Source organism: Rhodococcus sp. H29-C3 (genome assembly GCF_030063405.1).
Taxonomy (GTDB): Bacteria; Actinomycetota; Actinomycetes; order Mycobacteriales; family Mycobacteriaceae; genus Rhodococcoides.
Genome location: NZ_JASITC010000003.1, coordinates 246,048 through 258,866, shown reverse-complemented (window position 1 = coordinate 258,866; position 12,819 = coordinate 246,048). Strand labels below are relative to the sequence as shown.

At 63.6% G+C, this 12,819-nt stretch carries 14 protein-coding genes; 8 read left to right on the top strand and 6 right to left on the bottom strand.

The genetic code is table 11. From position 1 onward, the window contains the following. The first annotated feature begins 28 nt into the window (after window positions 1-28). The 6 genes from QMK32_RS08475 (at window position 29) to QMK32_RS08450 (ending at window position 4,982) form a co-directional block, all read left to right on the top strand. Window positions 29-1,231 (top strand): GNAT family N-acetyltransferase, encoded by a 1,203-nt coding sequence (locus QMK32_RS08475; RefSeq protein ID WP_283474293.1) that lies wholly within the window; start codon window positions 29-31, stop codon window positions 1,229-1,231. A gap of 96 nt (window positions 1,232-1,327) precedes the next feature. Beyond that, on the top strand, window positions 1,328-1,549 hold the full coding sequence (locus QMK32_RS08470) for a hypothetical protein (RefSeq protein ID WP_283474292.1): 222 nt from the start codon (window positions 1,328-1,330) through the stop codon (window positions 1,547-1,549). After that, window positions 1,549-2,469 (top strand): ABC transporter ATP-binding protein, encoded by a 921-nt coding sequence (locus QMK32_RS08465; RefSeq protein WP_283474722.1) that lies wholly within the window; start codon window positions 1,549-1,551, stop codon window positions 2,467-2,469. Before QMK32_RS08470 ends, QMK32_RS08465 begins: the two co-directional genes overlap by 1 nt. Beyond that, window positions 2,466-3,239 carry an ABC transporter permease gene (locus QMK32_RS08460; RefSeq protein WP_283474291.1) on the top strand — a complete coding sequence of 258 codons (774 nt, stop codon included), beginning with the start codon at window positions 2,466-2,468 and terminating at the stop codon, window positions 3,237-3,239. Before QMK32_RS08465 ends, QMK32_RS08460 begins: the two co-directional genes overlap by 4 nt. Before the next feature lie 22 nt (window positions 3,240-3,261). Continuing rightward, the gene (locus QMK32_RS08455) at window positions 3,262-4,380 is read left to right on the top strand and encodes a sensor histidine kinase (protein ID WP_283474290.1); all 1,119 of its coding nucleotides are present in this window, start codon (window positions 3,262-3,264) and stop codon (window positions 4,378-4,380) included. After that, entirely contained in the window at window positions 4,377-4,982 is a 606-nt protein-coding gene (locus QMK32_RS08450) for a response regulator transcription factor (RefSeq protein ID WP_283474289.1), read from the top strand. The genes QMK32_RS08455 and QMK32_RS08450 overlap by 4 nt, the downstream gene beginning before the upstream one ends. Here the strand turns inward: QMK32_RS08450 and QMK32_RS08445 are convergent. Genes QMK32_RS08445 through QMK32_RS08435 form a run of 3 tightly spaced genes read right to left on the bottom strand, consistent with a single transcriptional unit; the run spans window position 4,940 to window position 8,206 of the window. Then, complete coding sequence (locus QMK32_RS08445) at window positions 4,940-6,223, bottom strand: MFS transporter (protein WP_283474721.1); 1,284 nt, start codon at window positions 6,221-6,223, stop codon at window positions 4,940-4,942. The genes QMK32_RS08450 and QMK32_RS08445 overlap by 43 nt on opposite strands. A gap of 50 nt (window positions 6,224-6,273) precedes the next feature. Continuing rightward, a complete protein-coding gene (locus tag QMK32_RS08440) occupies window positions 6,274-6,702 on the bottom strand; it encodes an Rv0880 family HTH-type transcriptional regulator (protein WP_283474720.1) in 429 nt (142 codons plus the stop codon). A gap of 52 nt (window positions 6,703-6,754) precedes the next feature. Beyond that, window positions 6,755-8,206, bottom strand: coding sequence for an NCS2 family permease (locus QMK32_RS08435; protein WP_283474287.1), 1,452 nt, complete (start codon window positions 8,204-8,206; stop codon window positions 6,755-6,757). Window positions 8,207-8,224: 18 nt separating this feature from the next. Here QMK32_RS08435 and QMK32_RS08430 point away from each other — a divergent pair, with 18 nt between their 5' ends. After that, the gene (locus QMK32_RS08430) at window positions 8,225-8,473 is read left to right on the top strand and encodes a DUF2530 domain-containing protein (RefSeq protein WP_283474286.1); all 249 of its coding nucleotides are present in this window, start codon (window positions 8,225-8,227) and stop codon (window positions 8,471-8,473) included. Between the two features lie 84 nt (window positions 8,474-8,557). Further along, the gene (locus QMK32_RS08425; protein WP_283474284.1) at window positions 8,558-8,743 is read left to right on the top strand and encodes a hypothetical protein; all 186 of its coding nucleotides are present in this window, start codon (window positions 8,558-8,560) and stop codon (window positions 8,741-8,743) included. Here the strand turns inward: QMK32_RS08425 and QMK32_RS08420 are convergent. From QMK32_RS08420 to QMK32_RS08410, 3 genes are read right to left on the bottom strand one after another with little or no spacing between them, the layout of a single operon-like run. After that, the gene (locus tag QMK32_RS08420) at window positions 8,712-9,248 is read right to left on the bottom strand and encodes a phosphatase PAP2 family protein (RefSeq protein WP_283474282.1); all 537 of its coding nucleotides are present in this window, start codon (window positions 9,246-9,248) and stop codon (window positions 8,712-8,714) included. The genes QMK32_RS08425 and QMK32_RS08420 overlap by 32 nt on opposite strands. After that, a complete protein-coding gene (locus QMK32_RS08415; RefSeq protein WP_283474280.1) occupies window positions 9,238-11,946 on the bottom strand; it encodes a sacsin N-terminal ATP-binding-like domain-containing protein in 2,709 nt (902 codons plus the stop codon). The genes QMK32_RS08420 and QMK32_RS08415 overlap by 11 nt, the downstream gene beginning before the upstream one ends. Then, window positions 11,943-12,803: a DUF3027 domain-containing protein gene (locus QMK32_RS08410; protein ID WP_283474279.1), complete on the bottom strand. Its 861-nt coding sequence runs from the start codon at window positions 12,801-12,803 to the stop codon at window positions 11,943-11,945. The genes QMK32_RS08415 and QMK32_RS08410 overlap by 4 nt, the downstream gene beginning before the upstream one ends. Between the last annotated feature and the right edge of the window lie 16 nt (window positions 12,804-12,819).

Below are 12,819 nucleotides of genomic sequence, written 5' to 3'. Positions count from 1 at the left end.
TGGCATCTGTATGGAAAGGTCGAGTGCGATGAATACCGAGGGCACGATCACTGTCAGGACGGCAACCGACGACGACTGGGATGCCGTGGCGCTTCTGGATGCGCATGCATTCGGTGAACACCAGAATGCCGAGGACCTTGCCGAGACGCAGATTCTCACCAGTTCGCGTCACGTCGTAATGGCGTGGGATGGAAGCACGCCCGTCGGGGTGGCGATGCACTTCCCGATGTCGGTGACGGTCCCGGGTGGCGCTCAGGTGGAGGCGTCGGGCGTGTCGTGGGTTTCGGTCGCACCGACACATCGCCGACGCGGAATCCTCCGGCGCATGTTCACCGAACAGCATCGCAATCTCGAAGCGGCAGGCGCCCCCCTGTCGTTGCTGACGGCGAGCGAGGCCACGATCTACCGACGTTTCGGCTACGGGCCTGCCACCGAGGAACACCGAGTGGTGCTCGATCGGCGCTTCGCACAGTTCCATCCGGACGTCCCCGCAGTGACCGACGTCCGATTGGTGGAGTCCACCGAGGCGTCGACTCTGCTTCCCGAGATCTACCATCGCTGGCAGCGCAAGACGGCAGGCGCACAACCGAAGCCGCCGATCCGCTGGGAGCGCTTCTTCGCCGACCGCGAAAACGGTCGAGAAGGATTGACCGCGCTCTTCTTCATGGTTCACCCGGACGGTTACGTCGCCTACCGCCGAAACATGTCCGGCGACACCAAGGTCGTCGTCGAAGAATTCATCGCCGCCACCGACGACGCGTATGCCCAGATGTGGCAAGTGCTCGTCGGGATCGATCTCGTCGACACCATCGAGGTCAGCCAGGCCCCGGACGAGCCGTTGCCGTTCCTGCTGACGAACAATCGCCTACCGAAGATCACCGGTCATCACGACGCACTGTGGAGCCGTGTCATGAATATCGAAGCTGCCCTCGAAGCCCGTACCTACGCCGTCGACGCGCAGTTCGTGCTCGACGTCTTCGATCCGTTTCTCGAGGCCGGCGGAACCTTCGACGTCACGATCAGTGCTGGAAAAGCCACCGTCACGCGGACCGATGCTCCCGCCGACGCGTCGATGAAGCTCGATGTGCTCGGCAGTCTGTACTTCGGCACTCACCGTGCCAGTAGGTTCGCGGCCTCGAATCGCCTGTGGAGCCGGGATTCGGACGCGTTGCACACGGTGGATCTCGCGTTCTCGACCGACCGTGCATCGGTCATGGGCTGGGAGTTCTAGACCTGACATTTGTCATCGACTCGCCATGACATCGTCATCGGCACCGATGACGCGACGCACTACTGGTCACGGGTCCGTCCGGCCAAGCTTGAACGCATGAAGCAACCAGACGAAGGAAACCTCTTCACCGACCTGATGGAGCTCGGCCCGGCTCCGACGATGGCGCGCGAAATCGTCGTCATCATCATCACGCTGATCATGCTCGGTGTTGTCATGGCGCTGGTCGGGCCCCAGCTGATCACGTGGATCGCGGCCGCGGTGGTCGTCGTTTTCCTCGGTGTGCGTTTCGCACTGGGGTTGCGCGGATGGGCCGAATGATGACCATCATCGACGTCAGCGGTATGACACGCCGGTACGACAGCGGTAAGTCTGCGTTCGAAGCGGTGAGCGATTTGAACCTTCAGGTGCAGGAGGGTGAGCTGTTCGGCCTCCTCGGCACCAACGGGGCAGGCAAGACATCGACTCTCGAAGTGATCCAGGGCCTTTCGCGCCCCAGCGAGGGAACCGTGTCCATCATGGGTATGGATCCGATTCGCGATCGTCGCGACGTCAGGCCGAACCTCGGAATCATGCTCCAGAAGGGCGGGTTGCCGTCCGATCTGACCGCACTCGAAAGCCTGCAGATGTGGGCAGGAACGTGCAGCGATCCGCTCCCCGCCCGTGACGTTCTTGCCCGGGTCGACCTCGCCGATAAGGCCGACACCCGAGTCAAGTTCCTTTCCGGTGGCGAGCAGCGACGCCTTGATCTTGCCTGCGCGATCATCGGCCAGCCCCACGTTCTGTTCCTCGACGAACCGACCACCGGGCTCGACCCCGAAAGCCGACGCAACACCTGGAAGTTGATCGAGGAACTCAAGCAGTCCGGGGTCACGATCATGTTGACCACCCACTACCTCGACGAAGCGGAGAAACTCTGCGACCGACTCGCCATCATGCACAAGGGCCGCGTCGTACGAACCGGAACGGTAGCCGAAGTCGTCACAGGCCACCCCGCCAAGATTCACCTGCAACTTCCCGTGGTTGCGCTCCCCGAACTCGCGGGCGCCACCTTGGACATCGAGAACGACCGCTTGGTCATTCACACCCAGGCCATGCAGGAAACACTGACCGAACTTTTGGTGTGGGCGCAGCGAACAGGCGTGCAGATCGAGGGCCTCGATGCCCGTGCCGCATCACTCGAGACCGTATTCCTCTCCATTGCAGACGAATTCGACGACCGTAAGGAGCACGCCGCATGAACGCCCTCGCCACTCTCTCTCGCTCGGAGTTCACGCTCCTGGTCCGAAACCGCGTACTTCTCTTCAATGCTCTTGTCATGCCGCTTCTGTTTCCTGTGGTTGTGCTCGTCATCGGTACACGCAGCGACGACGGCCTCACCGACACGATCGTCTCCTCGGCCCTCGAGATCTTCGCGCTGTTCCTGCTCGTGTTCCTGGTGTTCTACAACCTGCTGTCGGCCTACGCGACTCGGCGAGACGAGCTGGTGCTCAAACGTCTTCGGACCGGTGAAGCGACCGACAACCAGATCCTCCTCGGCCCTGCAGTGCCGTCATTCGCGCTGACGGCAGTGCTGACCGTGGCCGTCGCTGCGATCATCGTGATACTGGGAGGCAGCCTTCCGACCAACCCGATTCTGCTGATCGTAGGCTTTGCCGGCGGCGCCGCACTGTTCGCCGCATTGGCACTGATCACCTCGACCTTCACCAGAAATGCCGAAGCCGCTCAGATCACGAGTTTGCCCATCATGCTCGTCGCCATGGCCGGTACGTCGTTCCTACGCGGGATCGTCCCCGACTCGGTCCACTCTCTGATCGACCTGACGCCTATGGCCGCAGTTCTCGATCTGGTCAACCTCGGTTGGATCGGATCCACCGACCCGGATTCGACTCCCTTGGCGTTCGCGGATACGTTCTCCCCCGCCATGATGCCGCTACTCGTCGTCGCCGCCTGGATCGTCGGTTCGATAGTGATCGCGAAGACACACTTCCGATGGGAACCGCGGTCCTAGGACCTGTGGAACTGTGAAGCACATGGAATTGCGTCGCTACCTCGATCCTCGAACAAGCTGGCGGGACACCTCGGAGGTCGACAAGGTTCGGCTCTACACACGTCAGTCGCTGGTGGTGATCGTGGTCACCTTCGGAGTCGCAGGTCTGGCAGAGACGATCGTGCAGAGCGCGTGGCTGTCCACGGCAGCACTGATCGTCTCCACAGCAACGGCGGTGCTTGTGCTACAGCGATCCCCGGGGATCGGCGGCATGGGCACAGGCGACATCAACTGGCCGCTTGCACTCTCGGTTACAGCGGCAATCGTGGCAGGCGCGGCCGGGGGCGGCGCAACTCCGTTCTGGGGCCTGATGGTCGTCTCGGTTCCCGTCTGCACGGTCATCTCGCTTCGGTGGGCACTCGTCCTGGCGCTCGTTCTCGGTACCGCGACAACCGCGACGCGCTACGGAATGGTGGGGTCGGCAGCAGCGTTCTTCGTCGTCGTCTTCATGGCGACGACCGTTCGCTTGTCGATCTGGTTGCTGCGCATCGTCACCGAACTCGACGGCTCGCGTCAGGCCGCGTCACAGTTGTCGGTTGCCGAAGAGCGTCTGCGATTCTCGCGAGATCTACACGACGTCGTCGGCAGGGCGCTCTCGGCAATAGCCGTGAAAAGCGAACTGGCAGCTGCGCTCTCGCGTCGTGGAGACGACCGCGCAGCAGAGCAGATGGACGAGGTGCGCGAGCTTGCCCAGCAGTCGATGACCGAGGCTCGACGACTGGTGCGCGGATACCGCTCGATCGATCTGGAGGCCGAGATCGAGGGCGCTTGTTCACTTCTGGCCGCGGCCGGTATCGACACCAGGGTAGGCGGCAGGCCGGATGCAGTGGCGTCCGAATTCGCCGAAGCCGCCGCGTGGGTCGTGCGTGAAGGTGCGACCAACATCCTGCGCCACTCCGAGGCAACGCGCTGCGTCATCGAGGTGACGGCGCAATCATTGAGAATGGTCAACGATCGACCGCATGGCACGAAGTCCGGGGACGGTACCGGATTGGCAGGTCTCGGAGAACGTCTCGCGGCCGTCGGGGGGACGGTGGAGAGGACGAGCAACGCCGACGAATTCGCTCTCACGGCCACCTTCGCGCCTAGGGTTGCATCATGATCCGCCTGCTGCTCGCCGACGACGAGAATCTCATCCGATCCGCACTGGCCACCATGCTGGCGCTGGAGGACGACATCGAGATCGTCGCGCAGAGCGAATCCGGCGAGGACGCCGTGGCCGCAGCGGCGAAACATACACCGGACGTTGCCGTTCTGGATCTGCAGATGGGCGGCATCGATGGGATCGAGACAGCTCAGTCGATCGCCGAGGTTGTGCCGCCGTGTGTCTGCATTATCGTGACCAGCCATGGCAGACCCGGTTACCTCAAGAAGGCGCTGTCGGCAGGCGTTCGCGGGTTTTTGCCGAAGACGACGTCGGCGGCTACGCTCGCCGAGGTGGTGCGGACTGTGCATTCCGGCGGACGCTACGTCGACCCCGAGCTGGCCGCTGAAGCTATCGGCGCGGGCGATTCACCGTTGACCCCGCGAGAGGCGGACGTACTCGAGTTTGCCGCGGACGGCGCGTCGGTAGCCGAGATCGCCCGACGCGCCCATCTGACGCAGGGCACTACTCGTAACTATCTGTCCTCGGCGGCAACGAAACTCGGTGCCGCTAATCGTCACGAGGCGTCAGCGTTGGCTCGGCGCCACGGCTGGATCTGAAGGTTCGGTAGCCGTCGTCCCTCGGCGGGCGCAGAGATGCACAGGCGCAGATTGTTGTGCCGCAGGAGATATACCGCGGCGAAAGTTCCCGACGCCAGCGACACCAGCCCCCCGAACACCAGCGGTGCCCGCGGATCGAGGGCATCGGCGAGCCAGCCCAGCACGGGGCTACCGATCGGTGTGCCGCCGAGGAAGCAGAGCATGTAGATGCCCATGACCCGTCCCCGCATCTCCGACGGCACCGACATCTGCAGAATGTTCATCGCCGAGGTGGTGAAGGTCAGAATCAGCGCTCCGGTCGGGACGAGCAGAACTGCAACGAGTGTGTAGTTCGGCATCAGTCCGACGAGTATTTCGAACACCCCGAAAGCGATGACGGCACCGATGAACAACCGCAGGCGGGGCGTGCCGTATCGGCGGGCCGCAAGGGTCGCGCCTGCAAGTGTGCCGACGGCCAATGCCGTCGACAGTAACCCGTAAGCGTCGGCGCCGCTGCCGAAGGTGTTGCGAGCCAACACTGCCAGGCTGAGCGGAAAGTTCAATCCGAACGTCGACACCATGAACACCGTTGCGAGGAGAACGCGCAGATCGTCTCGCCCCCATACGTACCGGAATCCTTCCCGCACCTGGCCTTTCGCGCGCGCGGCTCGTTCGACGTGGAAAAGGTCGGCAGATCGCATCGCGACGAGAGCGCAGAAGACCGCAGCGAAGGACGCGGCGTTGATCAGGAACACCCACCCGGTGCCGATGAACGTGATGAGAACACCAGACAAAGCCGGTCCGATGATGCGCGCCATGTTGAAAGTCATGGAGTTCAACGCGATTGCGTTTGCCAGCGTCTCTTTGCCGACCATCTCGATGGTGAAGGACTGGCGCACCGGCGCGTCGATGGCGGAGGAACAGCCGAGAACGAACGCGATGACGTACACGTGCCACAGTTCGACGAGATTGCCGACATCGAGGAGACCGAGCACGAGCCCGCAGACTGCTGCGAAGGCCTGGGTGATCATCAGCAGTGTTCTTTTGTCGTACCGATCTGCGAGGACCCCACCCCACACCGACAGCAGCAGCGTCGGTCCGAACTGCAGAGCCATCACGATGCCGACAGCGACGCCGTTACCGCCCGACAGTGTCAGAACGAGCCAGTCCTGCGCCACCCTCTGCATCCACGTTCCGACCAGAGAAACTATCTGCCCGGACGCCCACAACCTGTAGTTGCGGGTTCGCAAGGCAGCGAACATCGGGGAGGCAGAGGGCACTCCACAAATACTAACCTCAGGTAACGAACTACCTACTCGGAGTCGTTGACCAGCGCGCCGATGATGTCGACTGCATCGCGGAGAACGACGAGTTGAGTCTCGTTCAGGCCCGCCAACTGAGAGGTCATCCACGCCTCACGCGCACTGGCCTCGTCGGCGATCAGCGTGTGACCGGACGGGGACAGCGACACGATTACCTGTCGACCGTCGGTGGGATGCGGAGTGCGAACTACCAGTCCGAGCTCCGCAAGCGACGCGATCACGCGTGTCATCGATGGTGGTTGCACTCGTTCACGGGACGCCAATGCACCCGGCGTCATGTCGCCCTCGCGGCTCAGGGTCGCAAGAGCCGACAGCTGAGTCAGCGACACTTGCGAGTCGACACGTCTCCCCCTCAGGTGGCGAGTCAATCGCACCACTGCCAGTGATAGATCGCTTGCCAACTCACGGTTGTCTTTCACGCTGTTTCCCGACGTCACAGCGCAGAGACTACGCCCTGGCGCGCGTTATGGCCTACGTAACCGCGTCAGTGATCGGTCCGACGACGAAATATAGGACGAACATCAAGGCTACGACCCAAAGCAGGGGATGAACCGTCTTCGCCTTGCCGCGTCCCACCGCGAGGACCACCCAGGTGATGAACCCGACTCCGATGCCGTTCGCGATCGAGTACGTGAACGGCATGACGACGATGGTCAGGAACGCAGGCAGCGCGAATTCGAACTTGGAGAAGTCGATTTCGCGAACCTGTCCGATCATCAAGGCACCGACGATGACCAGCGCCGGAGAGGCAGCCTCGATGGGAACGATGGCAGTGAGTGGCGTCAAGAACATGGCGGCCAGGAAGAGCACGCCGGTCACGACATTGGCCAAACCGGTTCGCGCACCCTCGGCGATACCGGATGCAGATTCGACGAAGACCGTGTTCGACGACGCCGACGCGCCACCGCCTACGATCGCGCCGGCTCCTTCGACGACGAGCGCTTTGCCGATTCCGGGTAGCTGCCCCTTGGAATCCATCAGCTCGCCTTCCTTGCCGAGCCCGGTCATCGTTCCCATTGCGTCGAAGAAGTTCGCCAGAACGAGAGTGAACACCAGCAGGCTCGCCGCGAGGACGCCGATGCGGGTGAACGCGCCGAAAAGATCCACTTCGCCGACCAGGGAAAGGTTCGGGGTCTGGAAGAGCTGATCGGGCAAGATCGGAACGCTGAGATTCCAGCCTTTCGGATCCACTCCGTTCGACGGCCCGATATCGGTGAATGCTTCGACTACGGCGGCGAGCACCGTGGTGACGACGATGCCGATCAGCAGCCCTCCGCGCACCTTCCGCACCACGAGAACGCCCATCAACAGCAGTCCGAACACGAAAATCGCCGTCGGCCACGAGGCGATGGAGCCGTCGATACCAAGACCGACCGGGACCGAGGTGCCGGCGGCGTCGGGGATGCGTCGGACGAAACCGGCGTCGACGAGTCCGATGAAGGCGATGAACGTGCCGATGCCTGCCGCGATCGCCGCTTTCAATTCGGACGGAATGGCGTTGAAGACCGCGGTACGAAAGCCCGTCAGCGCGAGCAACACGATGATGATGCCGTCGATGACGACGAGTCCCATGGCCTCCGGCCACGTCACCTGTGGAGCGATGGTGACGGCGAGAAGCGTGTTGATCCCGAGTCCGGCGGCGATACCGAAGGGATAGTTGGCAACGATGCCGAACAAGATGCTCATGAACCCGGCGACGAGCGCTGTCACCGCGGCGACCTGTGCGACGGGCAGGATATTGCCGAGCACATCAGTCTTGGCCGCGGCGTCGTCCGCGGAGAAGCTGCCGAGGATCAGCGGATTGAGGACGACGATGTACGCCATCGCCACGAAGGTGACGACGCCGCCACGCACTTCCGAACCGACCGTAGATCCACGTTCGGTGATTTTGAAGTAGTTGTCCAGGATTTTGGGCGACACCATGGGAGTAACCTACATTTCGTGGATAGTAAGCCGGAAACCCCCGCGCTGAGCGTACGGCTCACAGAGCCTGCGCCTGTCATCGCGGTCGGCATACTCGCGTGGGTCGTTGCTACCGTGGTGGTGCTCGTCAGCGGCGATCGGTGGGCGGATGCGCTGCCGACCTGCTGGACCGGCGTCGCCGTCGGCGTGATCGGCTTCACACTGTTCCTCATGCAGCGCGCTGCCGCTCGTCGTGGGAGCAGGACCGCTCAACGCGGCCTCACGTAACCGCAGTCACGCGTAGTGGCCCGACGTGCGGAAACTCACCTTTATTAGGGTTGAGTAACTCTGGGATTGCGGGGAGTATGGGCTATGTCAGTTGATTCATCCCATGAATTACCCGAAGGCCAGGTCATGAAGCTCGTCTCCCAGTACCGCAATCGTCGCACCCACGCTCGTTCGCTCCGCGCCCTCTACGCACGCGCACATGCAGTCAGTAGCCTCTCGATGCGCGATGAACTCCTCGTCATCGCACAGCGGAGCGACTTCGCGCGCTGAGCGCGTAGACCCACAGCAACCCCCACGCGATACCGAAGCACCATCCCGCCAGGACGTCCGTCGTCCAATGCGCGCCGAGATAGATCCGCGAGAAGCCGATCGCCAGGGATGCAACCGCTGGTATCGCGAGAACCACCGGATTTCTGAGCCATAACGCGGTCGACCGCAGCAACACCGCGGTCACCGTCGTGGCAAGGATCGCCGACATCATCGCGTGCCCCGAAGGAAACGAGTGCGTCGAGATCTCGACGAGCCTTTCCGGTATCGGCGGCCGATCCCGCCCGAAGATCAACTTGAGCAGGCTCATCAGCCCCCAGCCAGTGAGCATGGCGCCTCCCACCATGACAGCTTCCCGTCGACGACCGGCCCGCAGTAGGACTGCGCATCCAGTGACCGACAAGAGAAACATCGCCACGGTGTTTCCGAGCGTGGTGATGATCCAGAAGACTGTGGTCAGCCACACAACCCGGTGCTCGACCATCCATGCCAGCACGTCACCGTCCACGGGGTCGCTCCCAACTCTGCGCGCAATGCGTCGTTCCGTCCTCGGTCACCCACCAGGCGAGGTGACGCTCACCCTCGACCGCCCCGGTGAGTCTCACGAGAAGTTCGCGGTGCACGACAACCTGCCCGACCGGCAGCTCCACGCCCATTTCTGCGCATGCGAGTACCGCTCCGGGCTCGCGGTCCCAAGAACTCACCCTGCCGATTCCCAGCACTTCTGCGTGGATAGACTCCGACGCGGTGCGCACGTCCAGGATCGACGCCAACGACGACGCGGTATCCATGGACGACAGGATAGCGATGTCGGCGGGAACCGTTGCCACACACCATGGGCGGTCGAGCACGATCGCGTCGGCAGGATCGACGAGACAGCCGGAAACAGCACGCACTCTCGTCGGCGCATCCAACTCGTCGAGCTCCACTCGCCCCGAAGTGACAGCGTCGGCGACGAGTCGATGAGCTCGTGTGATGACCGCAGGAGTCGGTGATCGCGAAGGATCTGCCAATCTCGAGAGAATCAGGCCGGTGAACCATGCGCTGTCGCACGAACTGGGGGCAAGAGCCGCCGCCACATCGTCGGCATCCGGGTGATCGAGTGGGTCGAGCAGACCGGCGAACGTGAAGTCCGAGGGCGCTCGATAGCTTCCCAGCCGGTCACCGTCGATCCGGGCGTGCGTGCGCAGCCACCACGCCGTGTACCCGTCACGCGCCTGCACCGCGGCTCGGGTCGCCGGATCGGACATCAATTGCGTCAACGCATTCGGCCACCGCTGCTCATCGACCAGATCGAGGTCGCGCACGGCAGTGAGCACCGCCGGGTCCTCCGCCAGCGAAGCCCACCACGAATCCTCGTCGTCGAGATCGTGATCCGGACCGGTAGGGAGGTCGTCGGTCACGGTGCCGAATCCCCAGCCCACTCCGACCGCGCGAAGCGCTGCAGGCCCGTAGTGCGCGACGACGGAATCTGCGACGAGCCCGAAAGGTGAGTCCTCGACCAACAGTCCTGCAAGTGGGGCGTCGGGCAGCAGCAATTCATCGGCGGCGCGCAGCTCCCCATCGGAATCCTCGAGCGGCAGCGAACCTATCCAGGAAGGCAGCTCCCCCGCGTACGAGGCGAGCGCCAGCACCGAAGTCACGGTATCGCCGACGGCGTCGGAATCGTCCCAGTCGAGGTCTTCGAGTAGCGCTTCGAGCGCCGTATCGGACAGCAGATCCGTTGCGGTTGCCTCCGCCGCGCCCAACCTCGACAACAGTGGGCTCACCGCATCCGGGTGCACCAGCCGAGCCCAATGCACCGACCCGACCCCACTGACGCCCGCTCCGAGAACGGCAGTACGGGGACCGGTTATCGTCCGGCCGTCCGACAGCGGAACCGGCAGCGCTGCAAGCTCTTCCGCGGCCACGCCGTCGGTGACCAGCGGGGTGAGCGCGTCGTACAGCCGCCCCCACCAACGAGGTTCACGGTCGATACCCGTCAGCATCTCGGCGAGTCTGGCGAGGCCGATTCGGTGTACATCGACCGCAGCAAGCGCGGCTGCCTGCCGCGGACCCGAAAGCGCGGCCCCGACCAGATCGGGGAACACATCAGCAAGAAGCTCACCGAGCTCGTCGGTAAGTCCTGGCAGCACCATGGCCCGCGAGGGGATCAGATTCTCACCGGTCACCGAGGGAAGCCAACGAGCAGAGACGGATTCCCGAAGAACCTGCTCACGCAAAATCCCGTCGACCTCGCTGCGCGGAAAGCCCGGGACCGGAACCAATCGAGTTCTGAACCGGGCAGGAAAAGCAGCGATCACCTCGCCGTACCCCTCGACGACGCGCTGCAGGTGCGCACCGGGAAGAACGCGTCGGCGGTCAGGCTGCATCTGCACGTCCGCGACGACGAGCACAGGCAGTGACAACTCCTCGTCCGAACGAGTAGGCGCGCGAAGCACATCCGACGCCACCACTGTCGGCACCCCGTCGGAGACAGGGGCGAGCCATCTGGCGTGAGCGGTACGGAACTGCCACCACTCGCGATCGCCGACCTTCACCGACTCGAGACCCTCCCCCTCGATCGTGCGGTCGAACCGATCCGCGCCGATCTCGATCGAGACCAAGGATTCCAATTCGAGCAACAAGTCGATCGCCTCGGCGCGCATGGCGTCGAGCAGCCCTGCCACCTCGACGTCCCGCAGGATGATCTCCGACGAAAACCCCACTGCTGGAAGCTCTTCGGCAGGCCAGACCAATCGCAACACGGGAACGCCTGCATCGGGTACGTCCAGGCCCGCATCGGTGAGGACACTGCGGGTCCCGGCACCGCTGAAGCTCACTCCACCTGCAGTGGAACGAAATTCGATCTCGTCGCTGACCGAGCGGACCGCAGTGAAACCCACCCCGAAGCGACCGACACCGGATGTCTTGGCCGATACCCGCAAGGCCGTCAGCGCGTGGACGCCGCCGAGATCCAGTGGGGCACCGGTATTGGCAACGTGCAGATCGCGACCGGACACCCAGACCTTCATCTGTCCCGCGACTCCCGCTCGGGCTGCCGCATCGGCAGCATTCTGCGCGAGTTCGGTCAGCAGACGGTCGCGATAACCCCCGCGAACCAAGTCCGCTTCGGTGGCAGCGTCTTCCCGCAATCGGGTAGGCGAATCAGTCCAGGCAGACAAAGTCGAGGCGCGCAACGCCTCGGTGTCGTACGGATCTCTCAACTGTCCGATTGCGCATCCTGCAGTGGCTCGGACGCATGGTCCGACACGAAGGTGTTCTCGGTCTCGGAAGCCGGGGCAGTGACAGTCGGCGCTTGCGCGGTGACATCGAGGGCCGCATCGTCGAACGGATCGTAGGCGGGCGACCCGGCGCCGGTGGGAAGCTCGGTATCGGAATGCGCACCGCAGCCGTACTGGACGTGGACTACATGGCCGTCGGCCGCATACTCGTTGCCGCAGACGCCGAACGCCGCCGACAACGATCCAGCGAGCGGGAGATAGAACCCGCACAGTCCGCACGTCGACGGTGCAGCTTTCGCCATCTCGCTGTCCGGACCGAACTCGCCGTCGTGCCAGCGCTCGGCCGCGTCGAGACGCCCTTCACGGCTGGGAACCTGTGGACGGCCCAGGCCGAGTTCGTACGCGACATCGTCGACCTGGGGATCGCCGGTAGCGACGTACCCGGGGACGAGACGCGGATCGTGCGCTCGCGGTGGGAGCCGATCACCCGGCCCCAGATCGCCGGGTCGGATGCGCTCGTCCCACGGCAACCAGGTCGGCGGCACCAGGGCATCGGGGCCCGGAAGCAGGACGAGTTCGCTGATGGTGGCGCTGTCTGCGTCGGCGGGGGCTGCGACGACCACGGCCCATTGCCATCCGCGATAGCCGGGTAGATCGGCGACGAAGCGATGTGTCGCCGCACTGTCGTCCTCGGCGGTGACACCGAGATAATCGCCGACGCCGCCTTCACCCAGGTCGATCAGAGCACGGCGCGCCAACTCGGCGGCTTCCGTTAGGACAGGACGAATCTGGTCGAGCTCTGGGAAAGATGCGAAACTCACATGTTCATTTTGCCGCATCACTTCCGGAGTGCCC